The sequence below is a fragment of the Aromatoleum anaerobium genome (assembly GCF_012910705.2).
GTDB classification, from domain to species: Bacteria; Pseudomonadota; Gammaproteobacteria; order Burkholderiales; family Rhodocyclaceae; genus Aromatoleum; species Aromatoleum anaerobium.
In genome coordinates this window covers 308,086-322,857 of the sequence record NZ_WTVG02000037.1, presented here as the reverse complement: position 1 = coordinate 322,857, position 14,772 = coordinate 308,086, and the positions used below count along the sequence as shown (strand labels likewise).

General features: G+C 67.8%; 15 protein-coding genes. 14 read left to right on the top strand and 1 reads right to left on the bottom strand.

All coding sequences use genetic code 11. The features are described from left to right. Positions 1–2 precede the first annotated feature (2 nt). The gene (locus GO606_RS07525) at positions 3–689 is read left to right on the top strand and encodes a YceH family protein (protein ID WP_169119825.1); all 687 of its coding nucleotides are present in this window, start codon (positions 3–5) and stop codon (positions 687–689) included. Between the two features lie 43 nt (positions 690–732). Further along, a complete protein-coding gene (gene lgt, locus GO606_RS07520) occupies positions 733–1,527 on the top strand; it encodes a prolipoprotein diacylglyceryl transferase (RefSeq protein WP_169119826.1) in 795 nt (264 codons plus the stop codon). Here lgt and GO606_RS07515 read toward each other — a convergent pair. Then, the gene (locus tag GO606_RS07515; protein ID WP_169119827.1) at positions 1,515–1,955 is read right to left on the bottom strand and encodes a two-component system response regulator; all 441 of its coding nucleotides are present in this window, start codon (positions 1,953–1,955) and stop codon (positions 1,515–1,517) included. The two genes, lgt and GO606_RS07515, sit on opposite strands and share 13 nt — an antisense overlap. 294 nt (positions 1,956–2,249) lie before the next feature. On the opposite strand from GO606_RS07515, the gene GO606_RS07510 reads away from it, so the two are divergent. The 12 genes from GO606_RS07510 to GO606_RS07455 all read left to right on the top strand — a co-directional run bounded on the left by GO606_RS07510 (position 2,250) and on the right by GO606_RS07455 (position 14,712). Then, positions 2,250–3,584, top strand: a complete 1,335-nt coding sequence (locus GO606_RS07510) for a malonyl-CoA decarboxylase (protein ID WP_169119835.1) — start codon at positions 2,250–2,252, stop codon at positions 3,582–3,584. Between the two features lie 12 nt (positions 3,585–3,596). Beyond that, the gene (locus GO606_RS07505; RefSeq protein ID WP_169119828.1) at positions 3,597–6,041 is read left to right on the top strand and encodes an EAL domain-containing protein; all 2,445 of its coding nucleotides are present in this window, start codon (positions 3,597–3,599) and stop codon (positions 6,039–6,041) included. Then, a complete protein-coding gene (locus tag GO606_RS07500) occupies positions 6,038–7,267 on the top strand; it encodes a hypothetical protein (protein WP_169119829.1) in 1,230 nt (409 codons plus the stop codon). Before GO606_RS07505 ends, GO606_RS07500 begins: the two co-directional genes overlap by 4 nt. Positions 7,268–7,277: 10 nt before the next feature. Next, the gene (locus tag GO606_RS07495) at positions 7,278–7,703 is read left to right on the top strand and encodes a hypothetical protein (protein WP_169119830.1); all 426 of its coding nucleotides are present in this window, start codon (positions 7,278–7,280) and stop codon (positions 7,701–7,703) included. Positions 7,704–7,845: 142 nt separating this feature from the next. Further along, entirely contained in the window at positions 7,846–8,052 is a 207-nt protein-coding gene (hemP, locus tag GO606_RS07490; protein ID WP_169119831.1) for a hemin uptake protein HemP, read from the top strand. A gap of 44 nt (positions 8,053–8,096) precedes the next feature. After that, positions 8,097–8,327: a bacterioferritin-associated ferredoxin gene (locus tag GO606_RS07485; RefSeq protein ID WP_169119832.1), complete on the top strand. Its 231-nt coding sequence runs from the start codon at positions 8,097–8,099 to the stop codon at positions 8,325–8,327. Next, positions 8,324–8,800 (top strand): bacterioferritin, encoded by a 477-nt coding sequence (gene bfr, locus GO606_RS07480; RefSeq protein ID WP_169119833.1) that lies wholly within the window; start codon positions 8,324–8,326, stop codon positions 8,798–8,800. Before GO606_RS07485 ends, bfr begins: the two co-directional genes overlap by 4 nt. 972 nt (positions 8,801–9,772) lie before the next feature. After that, positions 9,773–9,967 (top strand): energy transducer TonB, encoded by a 195-nt coding sequence (locus tag GO606_RS07475; protein ID WP_246979437.1) that lies wholly within the window; start codon positions 9,773–9,775, stop codon positions 9,965–9,967. A gap of 2 nt (positions 9,968–9,969) precedes the next feature. Then, on the top strand, positions 9,970–10,749 hold the full coding sequence (locus GO606_RS07470; RefSeq protein ID WP_169120557.1) for a MotA/TolQ/ExbB proton channel family protein: 780 nt from the start codon (positions 9,970–9,972) through the stop codon (positions 10,747–10,749). Further along, positions 10,749–11,165: an ExbD/TolR family protein gene (locus tag GO606_RS07465; protein WP_169120558.1), complete on the top strand. Its 417-nt coding sequence runs from the start codon at positions 10,749–10,751 to the stop codon at positions 11,163–11,165. The genes GO606_RS07470 and GO606_RS07465 overlap by 1 nt, the downstream gene beginning before the upstream one ends. A gap of 221 nt (positions 11,166–11,386) precedes the next feature. Further along, entirely contained in the window at positions 11,387–12,727 is a 1,341-nt protein-coding gene (locus GO606_RS07460) for an efflux RND transporter periplasmic adaptor subunit (protein WP_246979436.1), read from the top strand. Further along, complete coding sequence (locus GO606_RS07455) at positions 12,724–14,712, top strand: MacB family efflux pump subunit (RefSeq protein ID WP_425532194.1); 1,989 nt, start codon at positions 12,724–12,726, stop codon at positions 14,710–14,712. Before GO606_RS07460 ends, GO606_RS07455 begins: the two co-directional genes overlap by 4 nt. Positions 14,713–14,772 lie beyond the last annotated feature (60 nt).

The window sequence follows — 14,772 nt, the reverse complement described above, 5'->3', positions numbered from 1 at the left end:
CAATGACCGACCACACCCTGGCCGACGCCGGTGAAGGCTTCGACCTCGACCCCGCCGAGATCCGCGTCCTCGGCGTGCTGATGGAAAAAGCCTTCGTCACGCCGGATAACTACCCGCTCTCGGTGAACGCGATCGTCACCGGCTCCAACCAGCTCACCGGCCGCGATCCGGTGATGAATCTCACCGAAACCGAAGTCCAGGATGCGCTCGACCGGCTCATCGCGCGCAAGCTCGTGTCGAAGCGCGACCAGGCCGGCGCGCGCGTCGGCAAGTACGAACACCTCGTTCGCCTGCGCCATTCGCTGCCGCCGCCTGAACAGGCCGCGCTGGCGACGCTGATGCTGCGGGGTGCACAAACCGCTGGCGAGATCCGCCAGCGCAGCGAACGCATGTATCGCTTCGACGACATTGCCGCGGTGGACAAGGTGCTCGAGCACCTGGGCGAAAAATACCCGCCGATGGTCGCCGCGCTGCCGAAGGCGCCCGGCACGAAGGAGACCCGCTACGCGCATCTGCTGGGCGGCCGGCAGGCTTTCGCGCAGATGGGCGAAGCCGTCGCGAGCGGGTACGCGGCAGGCGGGGCGATGCGGGGGCGGACCTCGGAACTCGATGAGGAAGTGCGGCGCCTGCGCGACGAGCTCGACCTGCTGCGCAGCGAGTTCGAGAAATTCCGCTCGCAGTTCGAATGAGCGGCCGGCTTCCGTACATCACGCTCCTATCCGCCCACCGCCCATGCTGATCCATCCCCAGTTCGACCCCGTCGCGTTTTCCGTCGGCCCGCTGTCGGTGCGCTGGTACGGTCTCATGTACCTGACCGCGTTCGTGCTGTTCATGACGCTCGGCCGCGTGCACGCGCGGCGGCGCCCGGAACTGGGCTGGAACGCGCAGCAGCTCGACGACCTGCTGCTATACGGCATGCTCGGCGTCGTGCTCGGCGGGCGGCTCGGCGAAGTGCTGTTCTTCCAACCCGCGTATTACCTCAGCCACCCCGCGGAGATCCTCGCAATCTGGAAGGGCGGGATGAGTTTCCACGGCGGCTTTCTCGGCGTGCTCGTCGCAATGTGGCTCTATGGACGCCGCAGCGGCAAGGGGTTCTGGCAGGTCACCGATTTCATCGCGCCGCTGGTGCCGACAGGGCTTGCCGCGGGGCGCCTGGGCAATTTCATCAACGGCGAGTTGTGGGGCCGGCCGGTCGAGACCGACGTGCCATGGGCGATGGTGTACCCGTGGGTCGACGCGCTCCCCCGCCATCCGTCGCAGCTCTATCAGGTGGCGGGCGAAGGCCTGCTGCTGTTCGCGATCCTGTGGGTCTATTCAGCGCGCCCGCGGCCGCTGAAGGCCGTCTCCGCAATGTTCCTGATCGGCTACGGGGTGCTGCGCTTCGCGGCCGAGTTCTTCCGCACGCCGGATCCGGGAATATTCGGCACCCTGTCGCTCGGGCTGTCCACGGCCCAGTGGTTGTGCGTGCCGATGATCGCCGTCGGCATCGGGTTGCTCGCAGCGAATCGGGCGAATCAGGCGCATTGACCGCTTTCCGCACTCGCCGTGTCGTCCGTCGCCCCCGCCAGCGCCGCGAGTGCGGCGGGCAGCATGTCGCAGGTCACGACGACATCGGCGCCGAGCGCCGACGCCGCGCGGGCAGGCATCGAGTCGAGCGACGGCACGATCGAAATGATGTACGCATCCGGCGCGACACGTCGCAACAGTCCGATGAATCTTGCCGGCTCGTTCGCCGCGACCCGCCAGTCGAGCAGCGTGACGTCGGGCCGGACGCGGAAATAGAGCTGCAGCGCCCGGCTTTCGGCATCGGCCCTGCCGACGAGATCAAACAGCGGCGAGATCAGCAGGAAGTCGTCGAGCCGCTCGCAGCAGCGCTCTCGCGGAGCCGCCAGCATGACGCGCAGCGGCCGACCGGGAAGGGTTTGTCGACGGCGGTATTGGAGCAACGGAAGCATTCGGGCTCGTCCCGGAAATATTTCGGCCGATCATGCCACAGGCCCGACGCTGATGACATTGGGGATTCCACCCGGCATCGCGCGGACTTCGCGAGTTTGGCGTGAGGGACCGACGGCGTGGCGGAGGCAGCGGACGGGACGTGAAGCCCCTTCATCGGGGGGCTCCGCCGCACCATCCCGGATACGTTTGGCAACATTTACGTACTATGATGCTCTCATTGCAAGAGGAGCGACTTTAGGAGGCATGACGTGGCATCCGGACTTGTTTCTCGCAGCCTGTCGAAAGTGCGCGCAATGGTCGCCGGAGCAGGCGGAAAAAGCGGCGAACCGTCGGAAAAAGTGCTCGCCCGCATCCGGCGGCAACTGAAGGAGTGCGCCGAGGGACTGGGCGGCGAAGTGTCGACGCGGCTGCGCGCAGGCCGTCTCGCCGAAACCTATCTGAGCCTCGATGATGCGGGACGGATCGCATTCCTGCGCATGATCGCGCTCGAGTTCGGCCCCGATCCGAAAAAAATCGCGAAAGCGCACGAAGCGTATCAGGCCGCGGTGGGGACGGAGCGGCAATGGGACGCCGAAGCGCAGTTGCGCGCCGCGATGCGCTCGTCGCGGATCCGCATCCTGACCCAGTTCAACGCGATCCCGCAGGGCGTGAAGTTCCTCGTCGACCTGCGCGCGGACCTGCTCCGCTTCCTCGAGAAAGACAAGGAACTCAAGTCGCTCGACCGCGAACTCGAAGCGCGCCTGACGGCGTGGTTCGACGTCGGCTTTCTCGAGCTCACACGGCTCACCTGGAATTCCCCCGCCGCGCTGCTCGAGAAAATCGTCCAGTACGAGGCGGTGCACGAGATCCAGTCGTGGCGGGACCTGAAGAACCGGCTCGGGTCCGACCGTCGCTGCTACGCGTTCTTCCACCCGCGGATGCCGCAGGAGCCGCTGATTTTCGTCGAAGTCGCGTTGATGGAGAATCTCGCCGACAACGTGCAGAAACTGCTCGACGAGAACGCGCCGGCGGCCGACACCAACCGCGCGACGACCGCGACCTTTTATTCGATCAGTGCCACTCAGGAAGGGCTGCGAGGGGTGTCCTTCGGCAATTTTCTGCTCAAGCGCGTCGTCGATGACCTCAAGCGCGATTTCCCGAAGCTCAACACCTTCGCCACGCTCTCGCCGATCCCCGGCCTGGTGCGCTGGGCTTCGAAGAACCCGGACGAAGTCGCCGTGGCGTTCACCGAAGCCGACTGGAAGCGCCTGGCCGCGGCCGGCATCGAGGGTCCGGATTCGGAGCGGCTCAAGCCGGTATTGGCGGGGAGCCACGAATGGGCCGCCGACCGGGCGCTTACCCGCGCGCTGCGCGATCCGCTGCTGCGGGTCGCGGCGGCCTACCTGCTCGGCGGCCGGCGAGACAGCAAGGCGATCGATCCGGTCGCCCGCTTCCACCTGGGCAACGGCGCCCGCATCGAGCGGCTGAACTGGCTCGCGGACACCTCGGACAAGGGACTCGACCAGTCGTGGGGCATCATGGTCAATTATCTCTATGACCCCGATCGCATCGTGACGAACGTCGAGACTTTCGCCGCCAGCGGGGAAATCGACGCCGCCGCCGGCGTGAAGCGGCTTGCGCGGCGCTGACGGCGAGGCACCGTGAAGTTTCCTTTCCGGAGCACTTCGATCCGTGTCCGCCTGCTGCTGGGCAGCACGGTCGTCCAGGTCCTGCTGCTGACGCTGCTGCTCGCCAACAGCGTGCGGCTGATGAACGACGCGACGTCCGCGAGCCTCGACACGCTCATCGACCAGAACGCGACGATGCTCCACGCGATGGCGGTGGCGTACGGCGACCAGCGCCAGTTCGACGTGCTGCAGGACGTGCTGGGCGAGTTGCTCGGCGAAGCCGATGAAGGCCTTGTCTATGTGCGCATCGGCACCGCCGATGGACACCTCCTCGTCAGCGCGGGGATGCCCGGGATGACCGAACTGCCGCCGGACAACTCGGACGTCGCCAACGACAGCCACCACAACGAGCTGATCCACGTGCGCCGGCCGCTGCTGCTCGAACGCAACGAAATCGGCTTCCTGCAGTTCGGCGTGTCGGTGTCGGTGCTCGCCGCGGCGCGCAAGGCGATCACCGAGCAGGGCGGGGTGATCGCGCTGGCCGAGATCCTGCTGACCTTCGCGCTGTTGTCGGGCATCGGTTTCCTGCTCACCCGCAAGCTGAGCCGCCTGCTCGCGGGCAGCCAGGCGATCGCCGAGGGGCGGCTGGACCACCGCCTGCCGGAGGACGGCCACGACGAGCTGGCCCGCCTCGCCCAGCATTTCAACGTCATGGCCGCGAACCTGCAGGACCGGATCGGTGAACTGCAGGACACGGCGGCGCGGCTGAAAACCAGCGAGCAGCGGTACGAACTCGCGATCCAGGGCGCCCACGACGGCCTGTGGGACTGGGACATCGCCGCCGGTTCGGTGTATTGCTCGCCGCGCTGCTGCGAGATCGCGGGCCTTTCGGCCGACCGCCCGCTGCAGTCGCCCGTTGACATCCTCGGAAGAATCCACCCGCTCGACGTATCGGCGTACCGCAACAAGCTGGTCGAGCACCTGAAAGGAAACAGCACCCAGTTCAAGGCGGACTACCGCATGCGCCAGCACGACGGCAGCTATTGCTGGGTCATGAAGCGTGGCGTGGCGCTGCGCGGCCCCGATGGCCGCGCGTTCCGCATGGCGGGATCGATCAGCGACATCCACCTGCACAAGCTGGCTCAGATGCAGCTCCAGTTCGATGCCCTCCACGACAGCCTGACAGGACTGCCGAATCGTGCCCTGTTCCTCGAGCACGTACACAGCGCACTCGGCCAGCAGCAGCGCCGCGCCGATCTTTTCGGCTTTGCGGTGCTCGCGATCGATCTCGAACGTTTCCGCCTCGTCAATGACAGCTTCGGCCACGCCGCGGGGGACGAACTGCTGAAGAAAGTGGCGGAGGCGATCCGGACGACGCTGCGCCAGGGAGACATCGCCGCGCGCGTCGGCGGTGACCAGTTCGCGCTGCTGCTCAACGGCATCGAGGATCCGGCCGAGTCGCTGCGCCTTGCCGACGCGCTGCGCGAGAATCTCGCCAGACCCACACGGATCGCCGGCCACACGCTGTATCCCAAATGCCGCGTCGGCGTCGCGCTGAGCACCGACCACGATGACGGCGAAGCCTTGCTGCGCGATGCCGACAACGCCCTGCAGCAGGCGCGCGAGGGCGGTGAGGACCGCGTGGCGATGTTCCATGCGTCGATGCACACCCAGGCGCTGCAGAGCCTGCGGCTCGAAGGCGAACTGCGCGCGGCGCTGCGCAGCGGCGGGCTGGCGGTGTATTTCCAGCCGATCGTCGCGCTCGCCGACGGCAGCATCAGCAGCTTCGAGGCGCTGGTGCGCTGGCCGCACCCCACCGAAGGAATGCTGGCCCCGAACCTGTTCATTCCGCTTGCCGAGACCCTCGGGCTGATCCACGAGCTCGACATGCTCGTTCTCACGCGCGCCTGCGAGCACATCCTGCAGTGGCAGCGCAGGGCCGACGGCAGGCCGGTCCCGCGCGTCAGCGTGAATCTTTCCGCATTGCAGTTTTCCCGGCCCGACCTCGCGGGCGAGATCATCGCCGAAGTGCGCCGTCACGGCTTGTCCCCGGGCCGGCTGCGCGTCGAAGTCACCGAAAGCGTCCTCGCCGAGACGTCCGGCCCGGCGACCCAGGTGCTGCAACGCCTGCGCGACATCGGCATGTCGGTGCTGATCGACGATTTCGGCACCGGTTACTCGGCGCTGAGCTACCTGCACACGATCCCGTGCGACATCGTGAAGCTGGATGGCTCCTTCGTCCGCAGCCTCGAGCACGACGAGCGGCTGCGCAAGATCGTCGCGCGCAGCATCGAGCTCGCTCACGACCTCGGCATACGCGTGGTCGCCGAGTGCATCGAAACGCCTGAACAGGACGCGCTGCTGCGGGCAATGGGATGCGATTACGGGCAGGGCTACCACTATTCGCGCCCGCTCGATCCTTTGGCGGCCGAACACTTGCTGTTCGGCGCTTCGACGTTGACCGAGACCGCCACATGATCTTCCCTCCCCTGCAGTGCGCACGCCTCCTCCTCCTGCTGTTGCTGCTGTTCGCGGCCTTCCGGCCGGCGGGCAGCGCCGCGGCCGACGCAGGGACGCCCGAACTGTCGGGTTTCGCGACGCTCGGCGCCGTGACCACCGACCGCCGCGACATGTGGTTCACGCGCTCCGGCGTCAACTACCCCGGCGGCGGCGATCCCGACTTCAGCCCCGACTCGCTGCTGGGCCTGCAGGCGAGCCTGCGGCTTATGGCCGACAACGACATCACGCTGCAGGCCCTCTCCAGGGAAGACGGGACGAACAGCTACGACCCGCGGGTCACGCTCGCTTTCTTCCGCCAGACGCTCGCGCCCGGTCTGTCGGCACGCGTCGGTCGGGTCCGTGCACCGTTCTTCATGCTGTCGGATTCGCTGCACGTGAACTACGCGAATCCCTGGGTGCGCCCGCCTGTCGAAGTGTACGGCCTCAATCCGTTCACCGACCTTGACGGCATCGACTTCATCTACCACGCCCGGATCGGCGCACTGGACGCCGAAATCCACCCCTATTACGGCCACAGCGCGATCTCGTTTCCGCAGGGCAAGGCTCGCCTCGACGCAACCTGGGGCCTCAATCTGGTGCTGACGCGGGGCGGCTTTTCCCTGCACCTCGGGCATGCCGATGCGCGGTTCAGGGTCAAATATCGCGACCCCCAGCACGTGGCGCTCGCCGCAGGCCTCGCCGCGATCGGGCTGGGCAGCGTGGCGAGCGATCTGTCGGGCGACGACGGCAGGACGAGTTTCGATTCGGTCGGGGTGCAATGGGACGACAGTCGCTGGCAGGTCATCGGCGAATACGTGCGCCGGCGGGCCGACCGCTACGTGACGAGTTCGAGCGCGTGGTACCTGAGCGTTGGCAGGCGCTTCGGCGCCTTCACGCCCTACGTCTCGCTTGCCCGGCAGATCCTCGACGAACCCGTCGCCCGGGCGACGATCCCCGCATCCATGGCGGGGCTCGAAGCCGGCTGGAAGGCCTATCTGGCCTCGCGCAACAACGCCCAGCGCAGCCTCACCGCTGGAGGGCGCTGGGACCTCTCGCCCACTGCCGCGCTCAAGGCGGAATTCACTCACGCCCGGCTGGACCGGGATGCCTGGGGATCCTACTTTCCGCGTGACAAGGCACAGCTCGCCCCGATCGAGGGAAATACCGCGAACACGCTGAGCCTGTCGCTTGATCTGACTTTCTGAGGCGCGCCAGGTGAGGCCTATCTCCTCCGGAATCCTCGTCGCGGTGGCCCTGGCGCTGCTCTCACCCCTCGCCGCGGCGCAGATCCTCATCGTCACCAGCGCGCGCGGCGCAATCGGCGAATTGTCGCGACAGCAAGCCGAGCAGTTGTACTTGGGGCGCACCCGCAGCCTGCCCGACGGGACTCCGGTCGCGCTTGCCGACCTGCCGGGGGGCAGGGTGCGGGACCGTTTCTACGAGCAGCTCACCGGCAAAAACCCGAGCCAGATCCGCGCCTACTGGTCGCGCATGGTCTTCACGGGCCGCGCGCTGCCGCCGCAGCAAGCCGAAAACGTCCGTGAACTCGGCGCGCGCCTCATGGCCAACCCGAACCTGATCGGTTATCTGCCGGCCGCCGATGCGGATCCCCGCATGAAAGTGCTGCTCGAGCTTCCCTGAGCGCACGCTCCCTGCGCATCGGCTCGGATCACGGCCGCAAAGCGCGAGGCGCCCCGATTTCCCCCGCAAGATACGCAAGACGCTTGACCGATCCGGCAGGCAATGTTGTAATGCGAATCGTTCCTATTCGTTATATCGAAACATGCCAAACGAGCTCTACCTCCCGTCGCGAACCACGCATCTCCATCCGGTTGACGGGGCGCCGCGGGGAAGCGCGACGGAACAGCCTGCGCAGGCGATCCCGAGCGCCCAGCTGCTGCTCGGGCGTCCGAGCGTGACGATCGACCACGACGGAATGCATTACGTCCTGCGCGCGACCCGCGCGGGGAAACTTATCTTGACAAAGTGATCCTGCGGCAAGCGGGCGAACAAACGGAATAACGAGGCTAGACTATGTACGTCTGCGTCTGCAACGCGGTAACGGATCGTCACATCGAACAAGCAGTCAGCGAAGGCGCATCGACCTTGCGCGAGCTGCGCACGAAACTCGGCGTGGCGAGCGAATGTGGCCGCTGCGCGACGTGCGCCCGCGATTGCCTGCGTTCAGCGCTGGCAGAGCAGACCGCGACTCCGGCCCCCGCCGGCGTCGCGTCCTCGTTCTCGTTTGCCGCGGAGGCCCTATGAAAGGCGACGTCAAAGTCATCCAGTTTCTCAACAAGCAGCTGACCAGCGAGCTCACCGCCGTCAACCAGTACTTCCTGCATGCGCGCATGTACAAGAACTGGGGCCTGGGGCGGCTCGGTCATCACGAGTACGAAGAATCGATCGAGGAAATGAAGCACGCCGACAAGCTCATCGGGCGCGTGCTGTTTCTCGAAGGGCTGCCGAACCTGCAGAACCTGAACAAGCTCTTGATCGGCGAAAACGTCCCCGAGTGCCTGGAAGGAGACCTGAAGCTCGAATTGGCGGCGCGGACCGACCTCATCGAAATGATCGCGTACTGTGAAACCTCTCAGGACTACGTTTCGCGCGAACTGTTCGAGGAGCTCCTCGAAGATACCGAAGAGCACATCGACTATCTCGAAACGCAGCTCGAGCTCATCGGCAAGGTAGGCCTGCAGAATTACCTGCAGTCACAGATGGAAAGCTCCAGCTAGTTGCCACTGCCGCCGGGCCGGGGGTACGTGCTGTACCCTCCGGCACCCGACTGGCGCGCGCCGACCTCCCCTCCTCTCCCATTCCCGCCCGTTCTCGCGCAGAACCCTCAGGCGCCGGGCACCGACACGAACAGGCGAACATGGACCGACCGATTTCCCCGCTCCGCGGCGCGCCTCCACTGCCCGCGGCATTTGCCGCACATCGCATCGCGCTGTACCTCGTGGTCGCCGCTGCGGCAATCGACCGTCTGCTCGGATGAGCCTTGAGCCACCTGCAGGCGCCAGCCGGCATCCCTGCAGGTCGCGCGGAACAGACCCGATGAACCTCTCGCATAGCCTTCCCTCAGATTCGTTCCTCGACCGGCAGGATCCCGTACCGCGTCGCGCGCCGACCGCCGCGCCGCGCCCGGGCACAACCTCCCGCCCGAAGGCCGGAGGCCAGTCGCGCCTTCGGCCCGAGGCACGCAACCGGCGCGAACGTCGCCTGATGCTCGTGCTCGTCGCGCTCGCGCACGCTGCCGCGGCGATCGGGTTCGCGCGATTTCAGCCGGCTCCCGCCGAACCGCCGCAGCCACCGATCACCGTCGCCCTGATCGAACCTCCCGCGGCGATTCCGATGGCGGCACCGGCTCCCGTCCTGCCGACGCCGCCGAAACCGGAAGTCAGCAAGCCGCAGCCCGCGCCACCCAAGCCGGTGCGGCGCCAAACCCGGCCGGCGCCGGCGAAAGTCACGCCGCCCCGGCCCCGCTCACGGACTCCGCCACCGCGGTCAGCAACGACGAACCACCGACGCCCCGCCCCCGTCGTCCGGACTTCCACCCCCGCCTGCCGAGGCACTGCCGCCCGCCGCCGCGGCGCGGTCCGTTCCGCCCGGCGGAGACCGTTGCCGCGCGTTTCGACGCCGCCTACCTGAACAATCCGCCGCCGCCCTACCCGCCGCTGTCGCGCAGGATGCGGGAGGAAGGCAAGGTCATGCTGCGCGTCTTCGTAACAGGCGAGGGCATGCCCGGCAAAATCGAACTCTCTGCAAGCTCGGGCTCGCGCCGGCTTGACACCGCGGCCGAGAACGCCGTGTCCCGCTGGCGCTTCGTACCCGCGAAGCAGGACGGACGCAATGTCGACGCGTGGGTCGTCGTGCCGATCATTTTCAAACTCGAAGGACTGTGAACATGCCTAGCGACACTTTCGGCCTTGCGCACCTGTGGGGCCAATCCGATCTCATCATCAAGCTCGTCGCCTTCACGCTCGTCGTGATGTCGGTGGCGAGCTGGTACCTGATCCTGGTCCGCACCGTGCGCCAGTTCCGCGCCCGCCGCTTCGACAACGCCGTCGAAGCGTTCTGGAACGCCCCGCACCTGGATGAAGGCCTCACGCGGCTGTCCGGCGCGGCACCCGATTCGCCGTTCGAAGCGCTCGCGCGCCAGGGCGCGGCGGCCGCCGAACATCTGCGCCGCCACACGCACGACGACACGCTGGGCGGCAAGCTCGACGCCGACGAGTTCGTCACCCGCGCGATGCGCAAGTCGATCGCGCTGTCGACGGCGCAGCTCGAGTCGGGCCTCACTGTGCTCGCGTCGATAGGCTCGACCGCGCCTTTCGTCGGCCTGTTCGGCACCGTGTGGGGCATCTACCACGCGCTGATCGGCATCAGCACATCGGGGATGGCGACGCTCGACAAGGTCGCCGGCCCGGTCGGCGAAGCGCTGATCATGACCGCGTTCGGCCTGTTCGTCGCGATCCCGGCGGTTCTCGCGTTCAACACGTTCACCCGCGCGAACCGCCTCGAGCTTTCCGAGCTCGACGCGTTCGCGCATGACTTGCACGCCTGGTTCACGACCGGCACGCGGCTCGCGAGCGCACCGACCGGCGACGTCGCCACGGGCGCCGGCACAACTGCCCGCAGCGCGGCGCCGGTCCAGCTGCGCGTGCCGACGCCGGGAGCCGCGTGATGGCTTTCGGCGGATTCAGCCAGGAAGGGCGCGGCGCCCCGATGAGCGAGATCAACATGGTGCCGCTGATCGACGTCATGCTGGTGCTGCTGATCGTGTTCATGATCACCGCCCCGCTGCTGACCCATGCGGTCAAGATCGATCTGCCGAACGCGGCCAGCGCGGCGGCGAACGAGAAGCCGGAAACGGTGACGCTGGCGATCGACGAGGCCGGGACGCTGTACTGGAACGACCGCCGGATCAGCGACACCGAGCTGCAGGCCCGCTTCGCCGAGGCCGCGGCGAACCCGGTGCAGCCGGAGCTGCACCTGCGCGCGGACCGCGAGACGCGCTACCAGAAGCTCGCCGAAGTGATGTCCGCGGCGCGCCTTGCCGGCATCCAGAAAATGGGCTTCGTCACCGTTCCCGAGCACTGACCGGCAGGCACGGCGACGTCCATATCGCCGCCGGCCCGCCGGCCCGCCGACCCACCGGCCCGCACCTCCCGGCCGCCGTCCGCGCGGCCGCACGCGCCAGTCTCCCGACGGGCGGCATGTCATAATCACCCGCGCCGCTCCGGCGCGGGAACCCCTGCCTGCAATACGATACAAAGCAGCGGCATGCCTTCCCGTATTCTTCGGGCTGCAACCCTTATCGAATGCGCGACACCCTTTCGCGCGAGGCCACCCCGAGTCCGGTCACCGACATGAATCCCTCCGCACCTTCCCCGAAGCGACGCTGGCGTCGCGCCGCGATCGCCTTGCTCAGTCTCGCACTGCTCGGCGCAGGGGGCTATTTCGCCTGGTCGAAATATTTTGCGAAGCCCGACGAAGCGTCCGCTTACCAGTTCACGAGCGTGTCGCGCGGCGATATCGAGGACGTCGTGACCGCGACCGGCACGTTGCAGCCGCGCGACTATGTCGATGTCGGTGCGCAGGTGTCCGGGCAGTTGAAGAAGATCCACGTCGAAGTCGGCTCGGAAGTGAAAGCCGGCGAACTGCTTGCCGAGATTGACCCGGTCGTGCTGCAGAGCCGCGTCGATGCGACGCGCGCGCAGCTGCGCAACCTGCGTGCGCAGCTGATGCAGCGCGAATCCGACCGGCGACTCGCCGACCTGCAGTTGCGGCGCCAGCGCAACCTGATGGCGGAAGACGCGACCACCGCCGACGCGCTGCAGACGGCCGAAGCCACGCAGCTCGGCGCGCAGGCGCAGGTCGAGGCGCTCAAGGCACAGATCGACCAGACTGAATCGAACCTGCGCGCCGACGAGGCGAACCTCAACTACGCGCGCATTTATGCGCCGATCACCGGCACCGTCGTGTCGATCACTGCGCGCCAGGGCCAGACGCTGATCGCGAGCCAGCAGGCGCCGGTGATCCTGCGCGTCGCCGACCTGTCGACGATGACTGTGCAGACGCAGGTTTCCGAGGCGGACGTGAGCCGCCTCACGCTCGGCATGGACGCCTACTTCACGACTCTCGGCGGCGAAGGGCGCCGCTGGCAGGGAACATTGCGCAAGATCGAGCCGACGCCGGTCGTGCAGAACAACGTCGTGCTCTACAACGCGCTGTTCGACGTCTCGAACCCGGAGCAGGCGCTGATGACGCAGATGACGGCGCAAGTGTTCTTCGTCGTCGCGGCCGCGCGCGATGCGCTGCTGGTGCCGATGTCGGCATTCTCCGCCGCCGTGCCGCGGGTCACGCGCACCGCTGCCGGCGGCAGCGCAGCGGGCGGCGGCAGCGCAGCGGGCGGCGGCGAAGCCCGTCCATCGCGCCCGCGCCCCCCGACCAGCGGCACCGCCGGGCCGCGCCAGCGCACCGTCCGGGTCGCGGCGGCCGACGGCACGCTGCAGGAGCGGCGTGTCGAAGTCGGAGTCAGCAATCGCGTCCAGGCTCAAGTGCTGTCCGGCCTCGAGGAAGGCGACCGCGTCGTCTCCGGCGCGGCGCTGCGCACCGACACCCCCGCCGCCGCACGCCGCGCGCAGCCACCGCGGCTATGAAAACCGAGCCGTTCATCGGCGCACTGGGCGCCGACCTGAAACGCGGCATGCCCGCGGGCGTGCCGCTGATCGAACTGTCCGGCGTGACAAAAACGTTCCGCAACGGCGAACTCGCCGTCGAGGTGCTGCATGGCATCGACCTGACGATCCTGCCGGGCGAATTCGTCGCCATCGTCGGCAGCTCGGGTTCGGGAAAATCAACGCTGATGAACATCCTCGGCTGCCTCGACCGCCCGACGAGCGGCAGCTACCGCTTCATGGGCCGCGACGTCGCGGCGTTCGACCGCGATGAGCTGGCGCGGCTGCGGCGCGAGACGTTCGGCTTCGTGTTCCAGAGCTACAACCTGATCGGCGGCGCGAGCGCGCGCGAAAACGTTGAAGTGCCGGCAGTCTATTCGGGCATGCCGCCGGCCGAACGCCACGCGCGCGCAACCGGACTGCTCGCGTCGCTCGGCCTGGGCGAGCGCATCGAGCATCGCCCGAACCAGCTCTCCGGCGGCCAGCAGCAGCGCGTGTCGATCGCGCGGGCGCTGATGAACGGCGGCCGCGTGATCCTCGCCGACGAACCGACCGGCGCGCTCGACAGCAAAAGCGGCGCCGAAGTCATGCAGCTGCTCAACACGCTGTCCGCCGACGGCCACACGATCATCCTGATCACGCACGAGCGCGAGGTCGCCGAGCAGGCGCAGCGCATCATCGAGATCCGCGACGGCCACATCGTCGCTGACGCCGGCCCCCGTCCGCGTCCCGGCGTTGAGCCCGACTTCGCGCCGCACGTCGATCGCACCTCGCCGCTGTCCGACATCGTCGAAGCCGCGCGCACCGCGTTGCGGGCGCTGCGCGCAAACATCTTTCGCGCCGCGCTGACGCTGCTCGGCATCGTCATCGGCGTCGCCGCCGTCATCGCGATGCTCGCGATCGGCGACGGGGCGAAGCAGGACGTCGTCGACCGCATCAGCTCGATGGGGACCAACCTGCTGACGGTGCGCCCCGGCGCGCCGAACCAGCGCGGCCGCGACACCACGGCAACGCTCGTGCCGGACGACGTGCGCGCGATCGCCGACCTGCCGAACGTCCTCGCCGCGGTGCCCGAACAGAGCTCGACGGTGACGATCCGCTCCGGCCACGCCGACCACCGCACCTCGGCCAACGCGACCGGCGCCGACTTCACCCTTGCACGCGCCTGGCCGATCGCCCGCGGCACGTTCTTCAGCGCCGCCGACGAACGCAGCTATGCAACGGTCGCCGTGCTCGGCCAGACGGTCGCGAAGGCGCTGTTCGGCGACGCCGACCCGGTCGGCGAGTTCGTCCTCGTCAACAGCATCATGTTCCAGGTCGTCGGCGTCATGGGTCCGATGGGCGCGACGCCATGGGGTTCGGACCAGGACGACGTGATCTTCGTGCCGTACTCGACCGGCAGCCTGCGGCTGTTCGGCCAACGGCACCTGCGCAGCGCCACCGTCGCGGTCGAGGACGTCGCCGCCATCGACGATACGCAGGCGGCGGTGCACGAGCTGCTGCAGGCACGCCATGGCGGCATCGAGGACTTCCAGATCCGCAACATGGCGTCGGTCATCGAGAGCGCGACCGAAACGCAGAACACCCTGACAGTGCTGCTCGGCACCGTCGCCGCGATCTCGCTGCTCGTCGGCGGCATCGGCGTCATGAACATCATGCTGGTGTCGGTGACCGAGCGCACGCGCGAGATCGGCATCCGCATGGCGACCGGCGCGCGGATGAAGAACATCCTGCAGCAGTTCCTCATCGAGGCGCTCGTCGTCTCGGCGCTCGGCGGCGTCATCGGCGTCGTCGTCGGCCTCGGCGCCGCAGCGATCATCGAAGCGTTCGGCACGCCGATCGTGTATTCGGCTCCGCCGGTGCTGCTCGCGTTCGGCTGCGCGTTCGCGACCGGCCTCGTCTTCGGCTACCTGCCGGCGCGCAAGGCGGCCCGCCTCGATCCGGTCGTCGCGCTCGCCTCGGAATGAAATTCTCGATGCACTCACCCTCCTTTCCCGCGCCGCCCGGTGGCTCGTCCCGAGCCGGCC

Coding starts and splice junctions, on each gene's coding strand:
- bfr (WP_169119833.1), top strand. CDS start 8,324: ATGAAAGGCGACGTCAAAGTCATCCAGTTTCTCAACAAGCAGCTGACC.
- GO606_RS07485 (WP_169119832.1), top strand. CDS start 8,097: ATGTACGTCTGCGTCTGCAACGCGGTAACGGATCGTCACATCGAACAA.
- GO606_RS07475 (WP_246979437.1), top strand. CDS start 9,773: ATGCTGCGCGTCTTCGTAACAGGCGAGGGCATGCCCGGCAAAATCGAA.
- GO606_RS07465 (WP_169120558.1), top strand. CDS start 10,749: ATGGCTTTCGGCGGATTCAGCCAGGAAGGGCGCGGCGCCCCGATGAGC.
- GO606_RS07500 (WP_169119829.1), top strand. CDS start 6,038: ATGATCTTCCCTCCCCTGCAGTGCGCACGCCTCCTCCTCCTGCTGTTG.
- GO606_RS07460 (WP_246979436.1), top strand. CDS start 11,387: ATGCGCGACACCCTTTCGCGCGAGGCCACCCCGAGTCCGGTCACCGAC.
- hemP (WP_169119831.1), top strand. CDS start 7,846: ATGCCAAACGAGCTCTACCTCCCGTCGCGAACCACGCATCTCCATCCG.
- GO606_RS07510 (WP_169119835.1), top strand. CDS start 2,250: ATGGTCGCCGGAGCAGGCGGAAAAAGCGGCGAACCGTCGGAAAAAGTG.
- GO606_RS07470 (WP_169120557.1), top strand. CDS start 9,970: ATGCCTAGCGACACTTTCGGCCTTGCGCACCTGTGGGGCCAATCCGAT.
- GO606_RS07455 (WP_425532194.1), top strand. CDS start 12,724: ATGAAAACCGAGCCGTTCATCGGCGCACTGGGCGCCGACCTGAAACGC.
- GO606_RS07525 (WP_169119825.1), top strand. CDS start 3: ATGACCGACCACACCCTGGCCGACGCCGGTGAAGGCTTCGACCTCGAC.
- lgt (WP_169119826.1), top strand. CDS start 733: ATGCTGATCCATCCCCAGTTCGACCCCGTCGCGTTTTCCGTCGGCCCG.
- GO606_RS07515 (WP_169119827.1), bottom strand. CDS start 1,955: ATGCTTCCGTTGCTCCAATACCGCCGTCGACAAACCCTTCCCGGTCGG.